The organism is Bradyrhizobium sp. (genome assembly GCF_049519115.1).
In the GTDB taxonomy this organism is placed as follows: Bacteria; Pseudomonadota; Alphaproteobacteria; order Rhizobiales; family Xanthobacteraceae; genus Bradyrhizobium.
This window is the reverse complement of the sequence record NZ_JBEKRB010000077.1, coordinates 1-17,583: the sequence shown is the minus strand read 5'-3', so window position 1 is coordinate 17,583 and position 17,583 is coordinate 1. Positions and strand designations below refer to the sequence as shown.

Sequence of the window (17,583 nt, the reverse complement as noted above, 5' to 3'; positions counted from 1 at the left end):
GGGACCTGATCCGCGGAGGGCGTTATGGCCAGCGGTCATGTGAGCCGCATCAAAAGGCCGAACACATGGCTGCACCGACCAATGCTGCAAAACGTGAAGAAAGCTCTTGCCAACCCGGAGCCAATGGTATGGACCCCGCCCTCCGGGCTACGCCGACATCGAAAACCAGATGCTCGATCTCCTCGATCGCGTCGGCGAACCGATTTGAGCGGTGCACGCAACAACCTGGAAGGCCGCTTCCATATCACCGACTGGACGACCAATCCGAATTTCCTGGCCGCCTATTCGGCCATGCTGCCCGGCCTCAAACGCCGCAATCCGCTGGTGATTGGCAACCTGGTGTTCGCGGGCGAGACGTTTGTGCAGGACCTGAAGAAAAGCCCCAGTCAAATGACCGGCGCCTGGGAGTCAGGACGCATCGCGGGAAAGAAGATTTTGACAAAGCTGGCGCTGGAGGCTCGCAGGGGCAAAGTGGGGTCGGGGCCGCAGTCGAGATGAGTGTGCTCGCTCTTCGGCTCCCAAACTTAGGGAGACCCGCTGACAGCGGTGCGGAGCTAAAACACAATGACGCGACCCGAAATGCTTGGGTTTTGGCGCCATGACCGAAAGATAACCAGGTTCAACCACAAGCCGAAAATCCATTTCTAACTTGAAAAACTTGTTCGCTTTCTCGTGTTTATAATCAGGGAGTGTCGTCATGGCTGAAAACAGCAACCGTAAGGAGTGGCCGCCTCGGATGGCGGCCTCTTTCATGTCCAGCGGGCGTGCAATGTCGTCCTTCGGCACGTTTGCGACATGCCGACTGCACCGCGCTATGTTCGCTTAGAGCGGGTAACCCGCTCGAGGAGGGGACCGCGGTCGCGATATCAGGATATTGATGGAACTTCTGCAGATGCCTATCACACCATTCCGTGACACCTAGGAACGGCTCGGAGTCCGGCAGGTTGTTCGGCGCTGGGGAGCTGAACTTATGGAGCTTCACATGGCAAATAGCGATCACAACAAAGCCGCTGAACTTCACGAAAACGCGGCAAAGTCTCATCGAGCGGCCGCTGAGCAACATGGAAAGGGCGATCACGCAAAGGGCATGGAGCATTCAAAGAGTGCGCAGCAACACTCACAGAGTGCAAATAAACAGAGCGACCAAGCCCATGCGAAAAGCCAACAGCAAAAGTAACTGAGACAGAGGCCCGGCTTCTTGCCGGGCCTTTCTCCATCGGAGGCATCATGCCACATTACTATTTCGACGTAAGGAATGGGCGCAGACACAAGGAATCGCTGGGGCTTGATTGCCCGGATGACCGCGGTGCGATTGACCCAGATCGCGATCGATACGCCTCAGCTCAATCGCCGGTATGTCATTGTTCTGAACGACGCCGGCGATGAGATATTTGAGATATCTATTCGGTCCAAATTGCCCGTTTGCTGAGAACGTTGCCGGCGCAAGATGGGGTTGCTGGAGCACCTCCTCGAACCTATTCAAACGGAGAACGTTGCCATCCGAAGGAGAGCATCATGGGCTACGCCGTGTTTAAGCATGGCGATCGAATATGAAGACCCTTTCAAACCGAAGGGGATGCTTGGGATTTCGCGAACGACGCTGCGTTAGTTGAAAACGTACCGAGCGGCGGTGGAGCAGTTCAGATCCTTGATGGCCACTGCACATTAGGTCTTGCGACACCGAATTAGTGATGCCGGCCAACTTGGCCTAATCGTCAATTGAAGGAGGGCCGCGTGCCGAAAAAAGATAGCCAAGGTAGGGTAAGTGGTGGAATGTTATTCGTGATTGGCGCTGTATTTATCCTCGCATTCGCGTTTTTCGTGGGGGGATTCGGAAGTGGTAACCATATAGCCAGCAATCCTGGACCGAGCGGTATGCCGGGATCAACCATAATAAATCCGGCTCCCCCTCCCGCTGACAGCCCCTCGGGAACGACAACCGGAACGGCACACTAGTGCTTTCAGACTGACGTCCGGATTCAAAGGCTGAGGGAATCGGTCTGATAGTCACCGAACTCAGCTTTCCCTCTGCGCCAAAAAAATGGCCCCTTGGGGGCACCGTTTACAGTGTGTCCTTCTTCATCATCATTTTGTCTTCGTGCGTTTTATGCATCGTGTGATGCTATTCGGTGATGGTGCCGCATGCTTTGATGCATCTTCATGCCGTTATTATCCCATGCAGCGAAGTGTGGACTATTCTACAAAGCATTGTACGGCCTCACTGGCCCTTTTAATTTCAAGGGACAGGATCGCGCAAGCGTTTGCGTCACGTCTCTTATTCTTGCTTGAGCCGCTCGCGGTAGGTACGGGTCTTTTGCCGGTTGCCGCATAGATTGGATTGGCACCAGCGCCGTGTCCTACGCTTGGGCTTGAAGTGCGCCTGCAGGCCACCCAGTGTGAATCGGCGCGGGGGGCTCAAAGCTGGTGTGGGGTCCACCGAGAAAAAAGGCCCCGCTCGCGGGGGTCGCGGAGCGGGGAAAAGGTTTGGCCGGCCGATCTGGCGCGGGTATTTGCCGGCCCAACTAGAGTGAACCATGCGGACTTGACGTCGGAGTGACGAACGGTTTTGCGCCGGTCCCGCTCCCAAGCTACCGGCATCCGCGCGAAGGCGCTTCCCTCGATACAGAACGAACGTGAGCTGCCTCGTCGGCGGTTGTAAAACGCTCAAACCCTCGTCCCCGAGCCGGTAAACGCGTCCAATAAAACGTCCAACAAAACGTCCAACGCAAAAATTGACGCTGCTCGTAAGATCCTGATAAAAAGACGAAAAATCGATCGGAAAATTTCTATCGGAGCGCTTCACCCGCTCCGATTTTGTACGCCACTCTACGACTTTGTGCGATCTGAACTCTTTTGAACGCTGCCCTCAGTTGCCGTCCGTCGAGCGAACTACCGCGCTTGCGACTTTGGACATGTTTTGCCGGATAACTTGTTCAACGGGCTCGGAATTCGTTGCAGTCGGTCGATGTGCATGTGATGTTCTTTGGCACCGCTCGTAGCTCCCAGGAAACGATACAATCGATCCGGACGTTTTGCCGTTGCCGTTGAGCTGGAGCATGAAGCGCAGATTAACATCCATCAACTGCTTCACGTTCGCCTGCGTACTGGACGCGAAGAGGTCGTTGCCCTGGCAATCGCCTTTCTTCTGGGTAATCCCGTGGATTTAATGTCACTTAACGGTAAGCGGCCCTATCTTGTCGCGCAACGACGTCACATTTTGCTCAGGGGTCGGGTTCTATCGGGCTGTGGCTTCGCCAAAAAGTTAGCAGCGCGGCCGACCAGGTCTTAGCCTTTCCATAAGGCTTGCCGGGCCTGAGATCGCTGCCGATCATTTCCCAAAATCAGGTTGCACAGGAGTTCTATTTCCTTGTCGCTGCACGCGGCGCCTCGATTGACGTGAGCGCCCATTGCGAAGCCATCGAACGCCATAAAGATGACATGCGAGATGGACTTTACGTCCACGGCCTCCAGTCGATCGGGCGGCAGCATGTCGCGAAGCATCTTGGCCACGGACTTCTCGGCCGTTTTCAGCAGGGAGGGGTCATACCCCTCGCGGCTCGCTCCCGAGACCGCCTGAATAATGTTGTTGGCGAAGGCGTTTTCTTCCGCGGGGATATCGCGCCAGATCACCGCGATGAGATGTCTGAGACTCTTCCGGGGATGACGTATCTCCGCCAGCTCCAGTTCGAGACGTTTGAGGCGTTCTCGAAGCCAGGGGTCATAAATCGAATAGAGAATGTCGAATTTCGAAGGAAAATACGAATACAGGTTCGCCGTGGATATTTCAGCTTCAGTGGCGATTTGGCTGAGAGTTGTGCCGTTGTAACTCTGCTCGCGGAAAAGCCGATGTGCTGCGCCAAGGATTGCCTCACGTACGGCCGGCTTTTTAACTTGAGCCATCACTAAATCCTGCGCTTTCGCAGACCCGGTTCCGCTCGTTGGTCAAGGAATGGGCGTTTAGCGAATGCTATTTGGTATTGACAGTCGTTATCACAAGGCTTTTGATCTGGATCAATGACATTTTCAAGTTGGGACAATGGAGGTCACCGATGTTGCAGGCTGCTATTCGCGCGCCCGAGGGAAATCCTGCAGGCTTGGCCTTTCTTTACCGGCGGCAATTCGAACTTTGCAAGGTGCAGCGCGGCGAAACGATCGCGCTGGTGAGCGACCTAACGACCCGGCGCGAATATATCCAGGCCGCCTTTGCCGCCGCGGATGAACTGGGCGCCGACGTCTACGAAATGTGCGTCAACGCCGTCCCGTCCTGGACCAAGGTCGGTGTACCCACTATCGGCAAGTGTAAAGGAACGCTGGAAGCGGTTCGCGCCGCCGATATCATCGTTATCTTTCACGTCCCGTTGTTCACGAAGTGGCTCAAGGAAGTCATGGACGGCGGCACCCGCGTGCTCATGATCATTGATGCGCCGGACGATCTCGACCATCTGATGTCGCCGAAGGGTCTGAAGGATGCCGTCAAACATGCACACAAAAGGCTCAGCCAGACCAAGAAGGTCCATGTCGTGAGCGATGCCGGTACCGATTTTACGTATACGTGCGGCGAATATCCGGTGATGAGTCAGTGGGGTTATGCCGACGAACCCGGTCATTTCGATCATTGGGGCGCGGGGCACGTTCACACCTTCCCCAACGAAGGGACCGCGAACGGAACGGTGGTTTTCCAGCCCGGCGACATCATTATCCTTCCTTATTGCCGGTATGTGCAGGATCCCGTTCGGCTCGATATTCGCGATGGCTTCGTTACCAACATCGAAGGCGGTCTGGACGCGAAGTTGATGCGGGACTGGTTAAACGACAACAAGTCCTCGCCAGACGACCGCGATCCCTTTGCGGTGTCGCATCTGGGCTGGGGCCTGAATCCGCAATCCCTGTGGTACGGAATTGCTCTCAACGGCGACGAGCCTGAACGCAGCCGTGCCGCGGCGCGCACCTTCCCCGGCAACTTCCTGTTCTCCACCGGCCCGAATACCCAGGGCGGCGGCAAGCGGAATACCCGCGGGCATTACGATGTGCCGATGAGAGATTGCACCGTTATTCTCGACAACCAGGTGGTGATCGAGAAAGGCCGGCTGGTGGACCCGGCGATGGTTGTCGAGCGGGAAGCGCGCTAGGACGCAGGTCGAATATGCGTATCGAGGATCGCTTTTCAATTGCTGCCCCTCGCGACCGTGTCTGGCAGGCGATCCGCAGCCCGGTCATCGTGGCTTCGTGTTTGCCTGGCTGCCACGACGTCGAAGTCATCAGCCCCACCAGTTACAAGGCCAAGATCAGCGTGCAACTCGGACCTATCAAGGCGGACTTCGCTATCGATATCGATGTGATCTCGGAAATCGAATTCGAGGAAGTGCGCTCTCGCTCCCGCGGCGAGGAAGGGGGGCGGGCGAGTTCGCTATCCTCCGAAAATGTGCTGCGGTTATCGGCGCTCGATGCCGAGACCACCGAACTGCACTACTCATCCGATGTTGCGGTGGTCGGCCGCCTCGGTAAATTCGGCCTCGGTGTCATGAAGAAAAAGGCGGAAAGTCTCGGTCACGATTTCGCGGTTGCCTTTAGGCAAAAGATCGAACATGCCGCGGTAGACAAGTGACAGCGATGGACCTCTTCCTTCCGCAAACGATTGAAGAGGCCGTTGGACTTCTGGTCCAGCACGAAGGTGCACGCTGTATCTCCGGGGGCGCCACGCTGGTCGCGATGATGAATGCGGGTTTGGTCGAGCCGGCCGCGCTGATCAGCTTGCGGGAGATTCCCGGGTTGTCCGGAATCGCGCGCGACGGCGATGGCCGGGTTCGGATCGGCGCGATGACACGTCACGTCGAGACCGCGACTTCCAAATGCTTCAAAGATGGACAACGCGTCGTGCCTTATGCGGCCTTGCGCATTGCCAACCGCGTGGTCCGCAATATGGGCACGATGGGCGGGTCGATTTCTTTTGCAGACCCTGCGGCCGATTATCTCGCCGCGCTTACGGCTGCGGAAGCTGTCATCGACATCGCCTCGCCCGAAGGCAGCCGATCGATCCCCATCGCCGACTTCGTGACGGATTGGTACACCACAGCACTTGCACCTGACGAAATTGTCACGTCGATTGTTGTGCCGGCCGTGCCGCCGGGGTCGATCGGACATTACGAGAAACTGGCGCGCGTTTCCGGTGACTTCGCCATCGTTTCAATTGCGATCATGGCGAAGTTCGAAGGCGCCGTCTGTACGTTTGTTCGCATCGCGGTGGGTGGGTGCGGGCCGGCGCCGCTGCGTTTGCGGGAAGCTGAGGCTCTGCTCGAAGGAACATCGATGAGTCCTGCGCTGATTTCCGAAGCCGGCCGTATGCTGGTTTCCATCAGCGATCCGGTCGACGACGTGCGCGCGTCCGCCGAATACCGCCGCACCGTGCTGCCGCGATTGCTTGCGAAGGCGATTTCACAGGTCCAGCACACAGAAAAAGCCGAGGTCGCATGAGCAGGCCCCAGCTCATCGAGCTATTTGTAAACGGTTCGGAGCGGACAGCCCGCAGCGGTTCGGATCAGACGTTGCTTGAAGTGCTGCGTGACGAACTCCATCTCACCGGGCCGAAGCGCGGCTGCAACCAGGGAGTTTGCGGAGCCTGTACCGTGCTGGTCGATGATCAGCCGGTTCGCTCGTGCCTTTCGCTGGCGGTCCTGACCCAGAACAGGTCGATCACCACGGTCGAGGGGCTGGCGAAAGGTAAATCGCTGACACCCTTGCAGAATGCCATCATCGAATTCGGTGCCGTTCAGTGCGGATTTTGCACAAGTGGAATGTTGATGGTCGCCCACGCGCTGCTTGCCGAAAATCCGCATCCGACCTCGGACGAAGTCCGGTCGGCACTTTCCGGCAATCTGTGTCGCTGCTCCGGCTACAGCAAGATAGTCGAAGCCGTCTGTCGCGCGAACGAAGGAATTCACCCTTGAGCGTGGTCGGACAGAGTATCCCCCGGCTGGATAGCCGCGAGAAGGTGTCGGGCAGGGCGCACTACATCGCCGACCTCTATCGGCACGGCATGCTTTATGGCGCCATTCTTGGTAGTCCCTACGCTCACGCGCGAATCAAGTCCTACGATGTGCGCGCCGCCAAGCAACTCCCCGGCGTGGTCAGTGTCCTGACGGGTTCGGATTTCAAGGGCGGCAAGTTCGGTCCCTTTATCAAGGATGAAACCGTCGTGGCGGCCGGAAAAGTTCGTTACGTCGGCGAACCCGTTTGCATTGTTGCGGCCGAAGATGAAAAAACGGCTCGCCGCGCCGCTCTCATGATCGAGGTGGAATATGAGGAGTTGCCTGCGGTCCTGACGCCGGATGAAGCGATGGCGCCGTCCGCGCCGGTCATTCATGAAGATAACGAATCTTATTTTCGGGTGCACCACACCGACTGCGGCGCAAATCTGGCCTGGGCGACCTCTTTCGTGGAGGGCGATATCGAGCGAGCCTGGTCGCAGTGCGACGTCATCGTCGAAGGAGAGTTCGACACCCAGGCGCAAGCCCATGTCGCGATCGAACCGTGCGGGGCGCTCGCGGAAATCGATCCGACCGGAAGGGTGACGCTGTGGTCCGCCAACCAGTCGGTATTTCGAGTACAGGCCAACGTCTGCGAGGCGCTCAGCCTTTCGATGTCAAAGGTGCGATGCGTGACACCTCGGGTGGGGGGCGGCTTCGGCAACAAGATGGAGATGCATGTTCAGGCGATGACGGCGGCGCTGGCGATCGACAGCGGGCGGCCAGTCAAGCTGATCCTCAGCAGGGAAGAGGATTTCGAAATCGTCCGCCACCGGCACCCCTATCGGATCCGGGCAAAAACCGGGGCAAAGCGCGACGGCACGCTGGTGGCTAGGGAAGTGGATATTGTCGTCGATTGCGGGGCCTATGGCGACGACAGTCCGGGCGTGATGGGCTTTTCGTTACTGATGGCGCGGGGCCCGTACCGGATTCCGAACGTGCGCGCGGCGGGGCGGCTGTATTACACCAACAAGATCCGTTTCGGAGCTTTCAGGGGGTTTGGCAATCCGCAGGTGTCGTTCGCAACCGAAGTCCAGATCGACGAGATCGCCGAAAAAATCGGCATGGATCCCCTCGAGCTTCGATTGAAGAACGCCACACGCAAGGGTGATAGCTGGGTCGGCGGCGGACCCGTCCACTCCGACGGCTTCGTCGCCTGCCTGGAAGCCGTTCGGGAGTCCTCTGGATGGGATCGTCGTGACAAGCTGCCGGCGGCGCCCGGCAAACGTCGCAGTCTCGGTTTGGCATGCTCCTCCCATATCAGCGGCTTGTTGGCGACAGCGGCGATCATCCGCGTCCTGGAAGACGGCACCATTGTTCTCAATACCGGCGCGGTCGATATCGGGCAGGGTTCGGACACCGTCCTGACTCAGATGTGCGCGGACTCGCTCGAGATCCCCGTCGATCGCGTTGTCATCGGCAGTCCGGACACCGACAGTTCACCTTACAATTGGGGAACCACCGCGAGCCGAGTGACCTACATGGTCGGCCGCGCCATCGTTGCGGCGGCCGCCGAAGTGGAAGAAAAGCTCAAAGCGCACGCCGCCGATATTTTCGAGTGCTCGACGGCCGATCTCGTCCTACGTCCGGGCGGCAAGATCGGCATTGTCGGCATTCCAGAGCGTGAGTTGAGCTTCCAGGATTTATCGCTGCGGGCGCACTGGGCCGTTGGTGGTCCGATCATGGGGTCGGCCAGCGTGATGTACGACCAGCAGACAATCGATCCCAAGCGGACGGTCGCAACCGGATTGCCATTCCCTCAGATCGGGGTGTTCTCATTTTCGGCCATTGTTTGCGACGTCGAAATTGATGAGGCGACGGGTAAGGTCACCGTCAACGAAGCGTGGTCGGCTTGCGACGTCGGAAAGGCCATCAATCCGGGATCTGTCGAGGGGCAGATACAGGGCGGTTTTGTCCAGGGCTTAGGCTTCGCGCTCTGCGAGGAAGTCGTATGGGATGGGGCGAAAATCGCCAATCCGAGTCTGATGGACTACAAGGTGCCGACGACACTCGATGTGCCGACCAAGGTGCATGCCCTTCTGATTGAAGATCCGGAGCCGGATGGCCCGTTCGGCGCCAAGGGCATTGGAGAGATTCCTATCTGCGCCGTTGCGCCGGCCGTCGTGAACGGCATAGCGGGGGCCTGTGGCCGTCGTCTGCGCCGGCTTCCGGCCACCCCCGAACGGGTACTTTTTGCGATGCTCGACGCAGGAGAACCGCATGCGTCCTGAAGATTATCCCGCGCAGGAGCCATTTTCGCCGCCCGCACGTCTCTATCATGACGAGGTGATGAAGCGCGGTGCCTCCGTTATCGAGGGCAAAGAACTTTCGTATGGACCCGATCCCTACCAGAGCGTGACGATCTGGAGCGCGCACAAGCCAAATGGCGCGGTGCTTGCGTTCATCCATGGCGGCGGGTGGACCAACGGTTACAAGGAATGGATGGCGTTCATGGCGCCAGCCTTCTCGGATGCTGGGATCACGTTCGCGAGCGTCGGCTACAGGCTGGCGCCGCAGCATGTATTTCCGGCCGGCTTTGACGACGCCTGCGAGGGAGTAGCCGTGGTTGCCAAGCATGCGCGCTCATTTGGCGGCGACCCGTTGCGGATCTTTGTCGGCGGCCATTCGGCCGGTGGACATTATGCGGCGCTCATGGCGCTGACGCGCTCCGATATTGCTCCGCGCGGCTGTCTGCCGATCTCGGGTGTGTTCGACTTCGGTTCGCAGTCCGAACTGAAGATGAGGCCACGCTTCCTTGGACCCCTTGAGTCCGGCAACGAAGGACCAGCCAGTCCAATCAGCAATATCAGGGGCAAGCCCGGTCCGTTCTTCATCGCTCATGGCAGTGAGGATTTTCCTCATCTCATGAGCCAGTCGGTCCGTATGGAGGACGCGCTGCGCGCCGCCGGCGGCGAAGTCGAGCGCCTTGTGCTCCAGGGGCGAGATCATTTTACGGCAAGCTATGCCGGTGGCGAATCGAAGGGGCCTTGGGTGCCGCGGGCTGTCGAGTGGATTTTGCGGCACTAACGACCAAAGCGAGAGGGTATCCGGATGAAAAGACTTCTCCTCGCCGCTATACTTGCGGCAGCACTACCCCACTTGGCCTGGGCTGAGGATCCTATCAAGATCGGCTATGCGATCTCGAAAACCGGTCCATTTGCGCCCGCTGCGCAAACCCAGCTCAATGCTTATCAGCTCTGGGCGGACAAGGTCGCAGCCGAAGGCGGCATCGACGTCGGCGGCGTGAAGCGGCCGGTTCAATTTGTCGTCTACGACGATCAATCGGATTTTGGCAAAGAGCCGGCGATATATGAGAAGCTGATCACCAGCGACAAGGTCGATCTGCTGCTCGCGCCGTGGGGCACGCCGTTTCATTTTTCGATCGTCGGCATTCTGGAGAAGTACCATTTTCCGGTCGTGGGAAATTCCGCGGCATCAACCACGATCCGTGACGTCAAGCCGGGCAATATCTGGTTTACGACTTCGGCCATTCCGGATCATCTTGCGAGCGAGCTCGTCAAGATGATGAAGTCCGCCGGCGTCAAGACGGTTGCGATCAACACCCTGCAGCTGCCGTTTTCGCAGGAATTCAAGAAATTCCTGATGCCCGCGATCGAGAAGGACGGCGGTTTCAAGGTCGTCGTCAACGAAGAATATGCGCCTGATACCAAGGATATGACGGCGACCCTCACCAAGATCAAACAGGCGGCTCCGGACGCTATTCTATCGCTGTCCTATCCGCCCGATTCGGTTCTGTTTATGAAGCAGGAACGCGAGCTCGGCGTTAACTCGCCATTCCAGCTGGTCTTGATCGGGCCGACCGACAACTTCTTCTCGAAGATATTCGGTTCCAATCTCGATGGCATCATCACCATGGGCCATTGGTCGCCGGCGCAGGCAAAGTGGCCGAAAGCAAAGCCGTTCTATGATGCCTACTTCAAGAAATTCAACGAGCCGCCGGATTATCTGGATTCGGCTCTGGCATGGATGTCGATCGAGGTTCTCGAACAGGCCGTCAAGAAGGTCGGTCTCGACAAGGACAAGTTGAGACAGGAAATCGCGACGGATACCTTCGATACCATCAATGGTCCTGTGAAGTTCAATGGCGTGGAAAATGTCACCACGCCTACGATGTATCTGCAGTTCCAGAAGGGTGAGGCGCAGATCATCTGGCCGGCATCCGAGGAGACCGCAAAGGTGATCAAGAAACCCGCGTGGTCGCAGAACTGAATGCGTAGCGAGTGCCAAGCATGAGCGTGCTGCTGTCTGGCCAGCTGCTCGCGGCCGCCTTGGCACTCGCCTCTCTCTATGCGCTCGTCGCGATGGGCCTCAATCTTGTCTATGGCACCATGCGGTTGCTCAATATAGCTCACGGCGAATTCGTGATGCTGGGCGGCTATGTCACGTATTGGAGCTTCACGCGTCTCGGAATCAGCCCGCTGCTGTCAATGGTGATCGCGCCCGCTCTTGGGGCGTGTCTGGGGATCTTCATTTACGTGGTTCTGTTTCGGCGCCTGCTGCGGTCGCCTAAGCTCGCAGCGCGCGTCGAGGCAAATTCACTGCTGATCTTCTTTGGAGTCTCGGTCATTTTTCAGAACGTGATGGCGCTGTTGTTTACGTCGACCCAGCGAGGCTACGTATATCTGGATCAGGTGATCAACATCGGCGACGTGGCGATGACGGCCAACCGTCTGGTCATGTTTGGTGTGGCCTCATCAGCCTGCTTTCTCTGTCTGGCCTTTTTCAGGTACACCCGCGCGGGAAGCGCGGTGCGGGCCGTGATCCAGCAACGCGACGCGGCCGCTCTGGTTGGAATCGACATTGATCGATTGAACGTCATGGTGTTCGCCCTCGGCTTTGCACTGGCCGCGCTTGCAGGAGTATTGGTGAGCATGGTCCAGGAGATCACGCCGTTTATCGGATTTCCGTTCACGATTTCCGCGTTTGTCATCATTACGCTCGGTGGTCTGGGCAATCTGTTCGGCTCGCTGCTGGGCGCGCTGCTGCTCGCAGCGGTCGAAGTCTATGGCACGGCGATTATCTCATCGAGCTTTCGATCGATCCTTGTTTACGGCGTCTTTATTGCGGTTTTGCTCATCAAGCCCCAGGGCTTGCTCGGGCGTGCAGCGGCAGCGAAGTGATGCGGTCGGCGTTGTCTGAACACTTACCCTTTGTCGGCTCGCTGGCTGCCGCCCTCATCGCAAGTGCAGCGCTCATCGTCTGGGGCGACGAATACGCGGTCAGCATCGGACTGACGTTATTGATGTGGGTTGCCCTGGTGCAAAGCTGGGCGGCCTTCTCGGGCCTATCAGGCTATATTTCGCTGGGTCATGCCGTATTCTACGGCGTCGGCGCCTATGTGATGGTGGTTTGTTGGCAAATACTTCCGATATGGCTCGGCGTCATTCTGGCAGGGTTCGCGGCCGGCACGATCGCATTATTGCTTGGCTGGCCATCGTTGCGAGTGCGGGGGCCATACTTCGTCATTTTGACTTTCGGCCTGGCAGAATTCGTCAAATACATTGTGGTCAGTATTGAGGCGGCGCTTGGACGAAGCGGGCGACTGCTGATCGGTACCCCAAGCCTGCGTGAGCTGTTTGGGGCGATGCTGCTTTTGGCTGTGGCCAGCACGATCATTCTCTACGTGTTGCGCCGGTCCAGGCTGGGATCCGGGCTGTTGGCTGTTCGCGAAGACGAAATCGCCGCGGAAGCTATCGGTATCAACACTGCCAGAACCAAGCTCTTGGTTTTTGGACTTTCGGCCATCATTCCGGGGATGGTGGGAGCCTTAATGAGCCTTCGCTTTACCTATTTTGAACCAATGCAGTCATTCAGTCCGGTGACTTCCTTCACCATTGTGACGATCGCTGTCCTTGGCGGCAGTGATGACGTTCCCGGACCGCTTCTTGGAGCAGCTTTTCTGGTCGCACTATCGGAATTGCTTTGGGCGAGGGCGCCGGAGCTCTACATGATCATCCTCGGTGTGCTCCTGGTCAGCTTTGTGCTTTTCGCGCCTGAAGGCATCTATGGAAAGTTCCGGTCCTGGGGCAGGGGAGGCGCACATTGAGCCTTTTGCGCCTTGATGACGTCAGCAAGTCCTACGGGGGTGTTTCTGCGGTCCGCAACTTCAGCTTTGACGTCGAGGAGGGCGAGGTTATTGGCCTGATGGGTGCCAACGGCGCCGGCAAAACCACGGTATTCAGCTTGATCGCGGGCACCCAGCCCGTCACCACAGGCCAGATATGGTTTGCCGGGCAGCGCATCGATCAGAAGCCTGCTTACCTGATCAGTCGTTTGGGTATTGCGCGGACATTCCAGATTGTTCGACCCTTTTCCGGCCTGACCGTCCTGGACAATCTCATCATCGCCGCCCAGCACGGCCATGATCGCGCGCCGTCACGCTCATCTGCGGATGCGAGGTCTCGCGCCATTTTGCAGGAAGTCGGTCTTGCCGACCAGGCGAATCGGCTCGCTGGCACCCTAACGCTGGCGGGCCGCAAGCGCCTCGAGATTGCTCGCGCGATCGCAACCGGGCCGCGCCTGCTACTGCTCGACGAGGTGCTGGCCGGCCTCACAGCAACCGAAGTCGCAGCGGCACTCGAGATGATCAAGCATTTGCGCCAGCACTATCAACTGACGCTGGTCGTTATTGAGCATGTCATGCGCGCGCTTATGAAATTGTGCAGCCGAATAGTGGTGTTGCACCACGGCGAAATGCTCGCCGAAGGTGCTCCCGCCGACGTTGTCGTAGATCAGCGTATCATATCCGCCTACTTTGGAAAGCGCGCATCGTGATAGCTCTGCTTGATGTCAGCGATCTCGACGCGGGTTACGGGCCGGTTCAGGTGCTCAAGCGAGTGCAGCTGTCAGTCCGCGAAAATTCGATCACCGCGATGATAGGAAGCAACGGCGCGGGCAAGACAACGACGATGCGGACCCTCGCCGGCCTTTTGGCGCCCAGCTATGGGCGAATTGCTTTCGCGGGTGAAGATATTACGTTTACACCTACGAATGCGCGCGTCGCCAACGGGCTCACGCTCGTGCCGGAGGGACGCTTGGTATTCCCCGATTTTACAGTCGAAGAAACATTGCGGATCGGGGCTTACTCTCCGCGTGCCCATGTCGGTGCCGATGTGCGTTCTGCGGAAATGTATGAACTCTTTCCGCGATTGCGCGAGCGCCGGAGTGTCCGCGCGGGTTCCCTGTCCGGTGGAGAACAGCAGATGCTTGCGATCGCGCGCGGGCTCATGTCCGCGCCCCGCTTGCTGTTGCTGGACGAGCCCAGTCTCGGACTGGCTCCGTCCACAGCAGAGATGCTGTTCGAAATTATTGTTGAGATTCGTAGACGCGGTATCACCGTCTGTCTAGTGGAGCAGGATGTGCATTCCACATTGGAAATATCAGACTACGCATACGTTCTCGAGGATGGACAAATCGTAGCAGAGGGTCCGGCGCGGGAGTTGTTAAGTTCGCCGCGCGTGAGAGAAAGCTATCTGGGATTGTAGCTCAAGCCACTCACCTTGCTCTCACGCGGGTAAGATAAGGTCCTACGTTGTGGTGATCTGAACCCGAACGATTGATGGAGTAACGTAGTGACCCTGACGCTTTACCACTATTGGGATTCGACCTGCAGCATGAAGGTCAGGTTTTGCCTTGAAGAAAAAAGAATCGTTCACGAGAAGAAATTTATCGATCTGCTCGCATTCGATCAGTTGAAGCCCGAATACCTTGGCATTAACCCCAACGCTGTTGTCCCTGCCATCGTTCACGATGGAAAATCGATTATCGAATCCACGGTGATCAACGAATATATCGAGGAAGTATTTTCGGAAATTCCGCTGCTGCCCGATGACCCCGTGAAGCGAGCCGCCATTCGTGCTCTTGTTCGTATCGAAGACGGCAAAATGCACGACGCGTTTCGAGCGCCCACCTTCAACTTGATGATCAAGCCGATGTTTGAGAACGTAAGCGACGAGGAAATAGACCGCGTTGCCGCGACCCATCCGCAGAAGTGGATCGGCGAGTATTGGAGGAAAACGATCAAGTCTCCGGTCGATACAGCGTCGGTCGATTCTTCGTTCAACGATTTACGTATTGTGATGAAGAAGTTGGACCTTGTGCTCGAAGACGGCCGCCCCTGGCTTGGTGGGTCGGACGTTTCACTCGCGGAGTGTTCATTCGTGTCGTTAGTCGATCGAACGGAGTATCTCGGCCGCGGCGATCTGTTTGACGAATTTCCTGCGCTGAAGGAATGGTGCTCACGGCTGCGCGGACGCGCGTCGTATTCCAAAGCGATCCCGCTGTCATCCCATCGAATGTTCGCGCCTCCGAAGGTCAGTACATTGCAGTAGCGCGCCAACCAGGAGCTTGCCATGGCAAAAGCGGACGATTTAGAGCGTTTCCCCTTCTATGAGGAGGGCAGAGTACCGCAATATCATAAGTATCATGCCGGTGTTTCCTTTCTCGACGAGATCGAGCTCATCTGGGGAAAGCGGTGGGGAGCTCAGGGCATCGGCCGATTGCGAGAGGTCGCGATGGTGCGGCCCACGGAAACCGAGGTCCGAAAATTGTACGAGAAAGACTCAGCATTTTTCGTATTCAATGGAACGACGCCAGATCTGACGTTGATGCAAGAGCAACATTTCAATCTGGCCAAGGTTTACGAGAAGCTCGATATTAAAGTGCATTATTCATCTTGGTCCGACGAAGCGCCTCGGTCAGCGTACGGACCGATGAAGCGGAGCATTTCGGCAGCTGCGGGCTTTGTCATCAACGGTGGCGCAATCATTCCACGAGAAGCAACGCCTTACTGGCGAGGTCGCTCACGATATGTCTCGCAGTTTTTGATGAATCTCGGTTGCCCTATCCTCTACACGGTGCATGGGCACGGCGTTTGCGAAATCGGAGCTTCGACGCGAATGAGCGACGATTTCATCATTCTGATGCTGTCGACGGACTGTAATCGCGATGGCGCGGAGCAAGTCATCCCGATACTCAGGCGGGCCGGCTATAAAGAGGTTCATTTGGCATACAGTCCAGGTCCCCTCTATGCGTATCATGAAGAAGTGCCGGGTTGGATGCATTCTGACATGTGGGTTGTTCCGCTCGACGCGAAGCTGGCTATGATTTACCCGCCGTGGTGCGATTACGAGACTATTCGTAGGCTGGATCAGATCGGCTATGAGCTGATTGAATGCCCGCGTGAAGAGATCGAGCTTTTTCCAACCAATGCTCTTACGATTGAGCCGCGCCGCATCATTATGAACGCCGCCGCAACGAAGACCACGGCGCTGCTGGAAAAGCATGGCGTCGAGGTGATTACGGTAGACTACAGCGAAGTGCACAAATATGGAGGCGGTATTCGCTGCAACACCATGCAGTTAATTCGCGATCAGGGGCCCGTCACATTCTGAAGTGATCCTGAAGGGGCTGTATCGCTTCTTTCGTCGCGCAGCCGACCGAGCGAATTGTGAGGCGCAGGCCAAGGCTCGCGCGCTCCTGAGCCGGGTTGGCCTCGCAGAGAAGGAAGATATCTACCCGGCACAATTGTCGGGCGGCCAACAGCAAAGGATCGCGATCGTGCGGGCCCTCGCCATGGATCCGGTTGCCATGCTGCGCCAGCGGTGAAGATCAAAAGGGCGGCGGAGAACGGCGCGGAGATCGTTCTTTACGACCGCAACCGGCAATCGCGCGAGGAAATTGCGGCACAGATCGCGGGGCGATCGGCTGTGGCGGTAATCCCGCCTGGCGACAACCCGTTCATCATCGCAGGGCAGGGGACAGTGGCTGCCGAGGGACTCGTTCAGATTGGGGCTGCCGACTTGACAACTATTTTAGTGCCGTGTGGGGGCGGCGGACTTGCTGCCGGCACATGCCTAGCCACCGAGGCCATGCAATCGCGAGCCGAGGTTTGGGCCGTCGAGCCTGAAGCTTTTGATGATACGCGACGTTCCCTTGCGAGCGGCAATAGAGAAGTCAATCCCGCGCTGTCCGGCTCTCTTTGCGATGCGCTGCTCGCGCCGACACCCGCCGAGCTGCCGTTCTCGATTAACCGGAAGCGGCTGTCACGGGTGCTGACTGTGACTGACCAGGATGTATGCGAGCGATTCGTTTCGCTTATGACGAGCTGAGGCTCCTGAAGCACTGGAAGCGGATTTCGAGGGTGCAGAATGCGATGCTTGCGGCATGGTGCATTTCGTCAATCGGAAAGGCGAGGTATTCGGTGCAAAGGATAGGGATTAGCGCCCGGTCGCTTGGGAGACTCGGCTGCGATCTTTCGCTTGTTTTGCCACAAAAGCCGAATGCTTAAGCCTAAGTTATTGCTTGCCTTCAATTCGATCGGTAGATGGAACTCGCCTTTAGCGAGTGGCATGCGAAGATGCGTGAAATCAAAACGGCTTGGACCGCCTGTCATGATCAACCTTGCTTGTGCAATCGCTGCCATTGTGACCTTAGGCTACGCCGCTGTTGTGCTGGCCTACCTTCGGCGGCTTCCCGAACCGGAAGACCACTAGAGCTATAGGTCAGGGCTGCTCACGTCTTGGTGAGGGCTCGTTGGCAC

At 57.6% G+C, this 17,583-nt stretch carries 18 protein-coding genes and 1 pseudogene; 17 read left to right on the top strand and 2 right to left on the bottom strand.

Going from position 1 to position 17,583, the window contains the following annotated elements; genetic code table 11:
- Positions 1–24: 24 nt before the first annotated feature.
- Both ABSE61_RS32475 and ABSE61_RS32470 read left to right on the top strand, forming a co-directional pair.
- Positions 25–498 (top strand): hypothetical protein, encoded by a 474-nt coding sequence (locus ABSE61_RS32475; RefSeq protein WP_423875259.1) that lies wholly within the window; start codon positions 25–27, stop codon positions 496–498.
- A 484-nt stretch (positions 499–982) separates the two neighbouring features.
- Positions 983–1,177, top strand: a complete 195-nt coding sequence (locus tag ABSE61_RS32470; RefSeq protein WP_423875258.1) for a hypothetical protein — start codon at positions 983–985, stop codon at positions 1,175–1,177.
- A gap of 1,098 nt (positions 1,178–2,275) precedes the next feature.
- Here ABSE61_RS32470 and ABSE61_RS32465 read toward each other — a convergent pair.
- Together ABSE61_RS32465 and ABSE61_RS32460 are read right to left on the bottom strand one after the other, a co-directional pair.
- Positions 2,276–2,536 carry a CGNR zinc finger domain-containing protein gene (locus ABSE61_RS32465; protein ID WP_423875261.1) on the bottom strand — a complete coding sequence of 87 codons (261 nt, stop codon included), beginning with the start codon at positions 2,534–2,536 and terminating at the stop codon, positions 2,276–2,278.
- 749 nt (positions 2,537–3,285) lie between these two features.
- On the bottom strand, positions 3,286–3,900 hold the full coding sequence (locus ABSE61_RS32460) for a TetR/AcrR family transcriptional regulator (RefSeq protein WP_423875257.1): 615 nt from the start codon (positions 3,898–3,900) through the stop codon (positions 3,286–3,288).
- Positions 3,901–4,049: 149 nt separating this feature from the next.
- Between ABSE61_RS32460 and ABSE61_RS32455 the strand changes: the two genes are divergently transcribed.
- The 15 genes and pseudogenes from ABSE61_RS32455 (at position 4,050) to ABSE61_RS32385 (ending at position 17,152) form a co-directional block, all read left to right on the top strand.
- Complete coding sequence (locus ABSE61_RS32455) at positions 4,050–5,129, top strand: 2,5-dihydroxypyridine 5,6-dioxygenase NicX family protein (protein WP_423875256.1); 1,080 nt, start codon at positions 4,050–4,052, stop codon at positions 5,127–5,129.
- Positions 5,130–5,143: 14 nt separating this feature from the next.
- A complete protein-coding gene (locus ABSE61_RS32450) occupies positions 5,144–5,605 on the top strand; it encodes an SRPBCC family protein (RefSeq protein ID WP_423875255.1) in 462 nt (153 codons plus the stop codon).
- Positions 5,606–5,610: 5 nt separating this feature from the next.
- Positions 5,611–6,471, top strand: a complete 861-nt coding sequence (locus ABSE61_RS32445; RefSeq protein WP_423875254.1) for an FAD binding domain-containing protein — start codon at positions 5,611–5,613, stop codon at positions 6,469–6,471.
- The gene (locus ABSE61_RS32440) at positions 6,468–6,944 is read left to right on the top strand and encodes a (2Fe-2S)-binding protein (protein WP_423875253.1); all 477 of its coding nucleotides are present in this window, start codon (positions 6,468–6,470) and stop codon (positions 6,942–6,944) included. The genes ABSE61_RS32445 and ABSE61_RS32440 overlap by 4 nt, the downstream gene beginning before the upstream one ends.
- 2 nt (positions 6,945–6,946) lie before the next feature.
- The gene (locus ABSE61_RS32435; protein ID WP_423875260.1) at positions 6,947–9,253 is read left to right on the top strand and encodes a xanthine dehydrogenase family protein molybdopterin-binding subunit; all 2,307 of its coding nucleotides are present in this window, start codon (positions 6,947–6,949) and stop codon (positions 9,251–9,253) included.
- Complete coding sequence (locus ABSE61_RS32430; RefSeq protein WP_423875252.1) at positions 9,243–10,049, top strand: alpha/beta hydrolase; 807 nt, start codon at positions 9,243–9,245, stop codon at positions 10,047–10,049. The genes ABSE61_RS32435 and ABSE61_RS32430 overlap by 11 nt, the downstream gene beginning before the upstream one ends.
- A 24-nt stretch (positions 10,050–10,073) precedes the next feature.
- A complete protein-coding gene (locus tag ABSE61_RS32425) occupies positions 10,074–11,252 on the top strand; it encodes an amino acid ABC transporter substrate-binding protein (RefSeq protein WP_423875251.1) in 1,179 nt (392 codons plus the stop codon).
- A 20-nt stretch (positions 11,253–11,272) separates the two neighbouring features.
- Positions 11,273–12,163, top strand: a complete 891-nt coding sequence (locus tag ABSE61_RS32420; protein ID WP_423875250.1) for a branched-chain amino acid ABC transporter permease — start codon at positions 11,273–11,275, stop codon at positions 12,161–12,163.
- The gene (locus ABSE61_RS32415; RefSeq protein WP_423875249.1) at positions 12,163–13,089 is read left to right on the top strand and encodes a branched-chain amino acid ABC transporter permease; all 927 of its coding nucleotides are present in this window, start codon (positions 12,163–12,165) and stop codon (positions 13,087–13,089) included. The genes ABSE61_RS32420 and ABSE61_RS32415 overlap by 1 nt, the downstream gene beginning before the upstream one ends.
- The gene (locus tag ABSE61_RS32410) at positions 13,086–13,817 is read left to right on the top strand and encodes an ABC transporter ATP-binding protein (protein ID WP_423875248.1); all 732 of its coding nucleotides are present in this window, start codon (positions 13,086–13,088) and stop codon (positions 13,815–13,817) included. Before ABSE61_RS32415 ends, ABSE61_RS32410 begins: the two co-directional genes overlap by 4 nt.
- The gene (locus ABSE61_RS32405) at positions 13,814–14,527 is read left to right on the top strand and encodes an ABC transporter ATP-binding protein (protein WP_423875247.1); all 714 of its coding nucleotides are present in this window, start codon (positions 13,814–13,816) and stop codon (positions 14,525–14,527) included. The genes ABSE61_RS32410 and ABSE61_RS32405 overlap by 4 nt, the downstream gene beginning before the upstream one ends.
- 87 nt (positions 14,528–14,614) lie before the next feature.
- Positions 14,615–15,373: a glutathione S-transferase family protein gene (locus ABSE61_RS32400; protein ID WP_423875246.1), complete on the top strand. Its 759-nt coding sequence runs from the start codon at positions 14,615–14,617 to the stop codon at positions 15,371–15,373.
- A gap of 21 nt (positions 15,374–15,394) precedes the next feature.
- Positions 15,395–16,435 (top strand): dimethylarginine dimethylaminohydrolase family protein, encoded by a 1,041-nt coding sequence (locus ABSE61_RS32395; protein WP_423875245.1) that lies wholly within the window; start codon positions 15,395–15,397, stop codon positions 16,433–16,435.
- Between the two features lie 58 nt (positions 16,436–16,493).
- Positions 16,494–16,637 (top strand): annotated as a pseudogene (locus tag ABSE61_RS32390) (ATP-binding cassette domain-containing protein); the annotation flags it as partial.
- An 8-nt stretch (positions 16,638–16,645) separates the two neighbouring features.
- Positions 16,646–17,152, top strand: coding sequence for a pyridoxal-phosphate dependent enzyme (locus tag ABSE61_RS32385; RefSeq protein ID WP_423875244.1), 507 nt, complete (start codon positions 16,646–16,648; stop codon positions 17,150–17,152).
- The last annotated feature ends 431 nt before the right edge of the window (positions 17,153–17,583 follow it).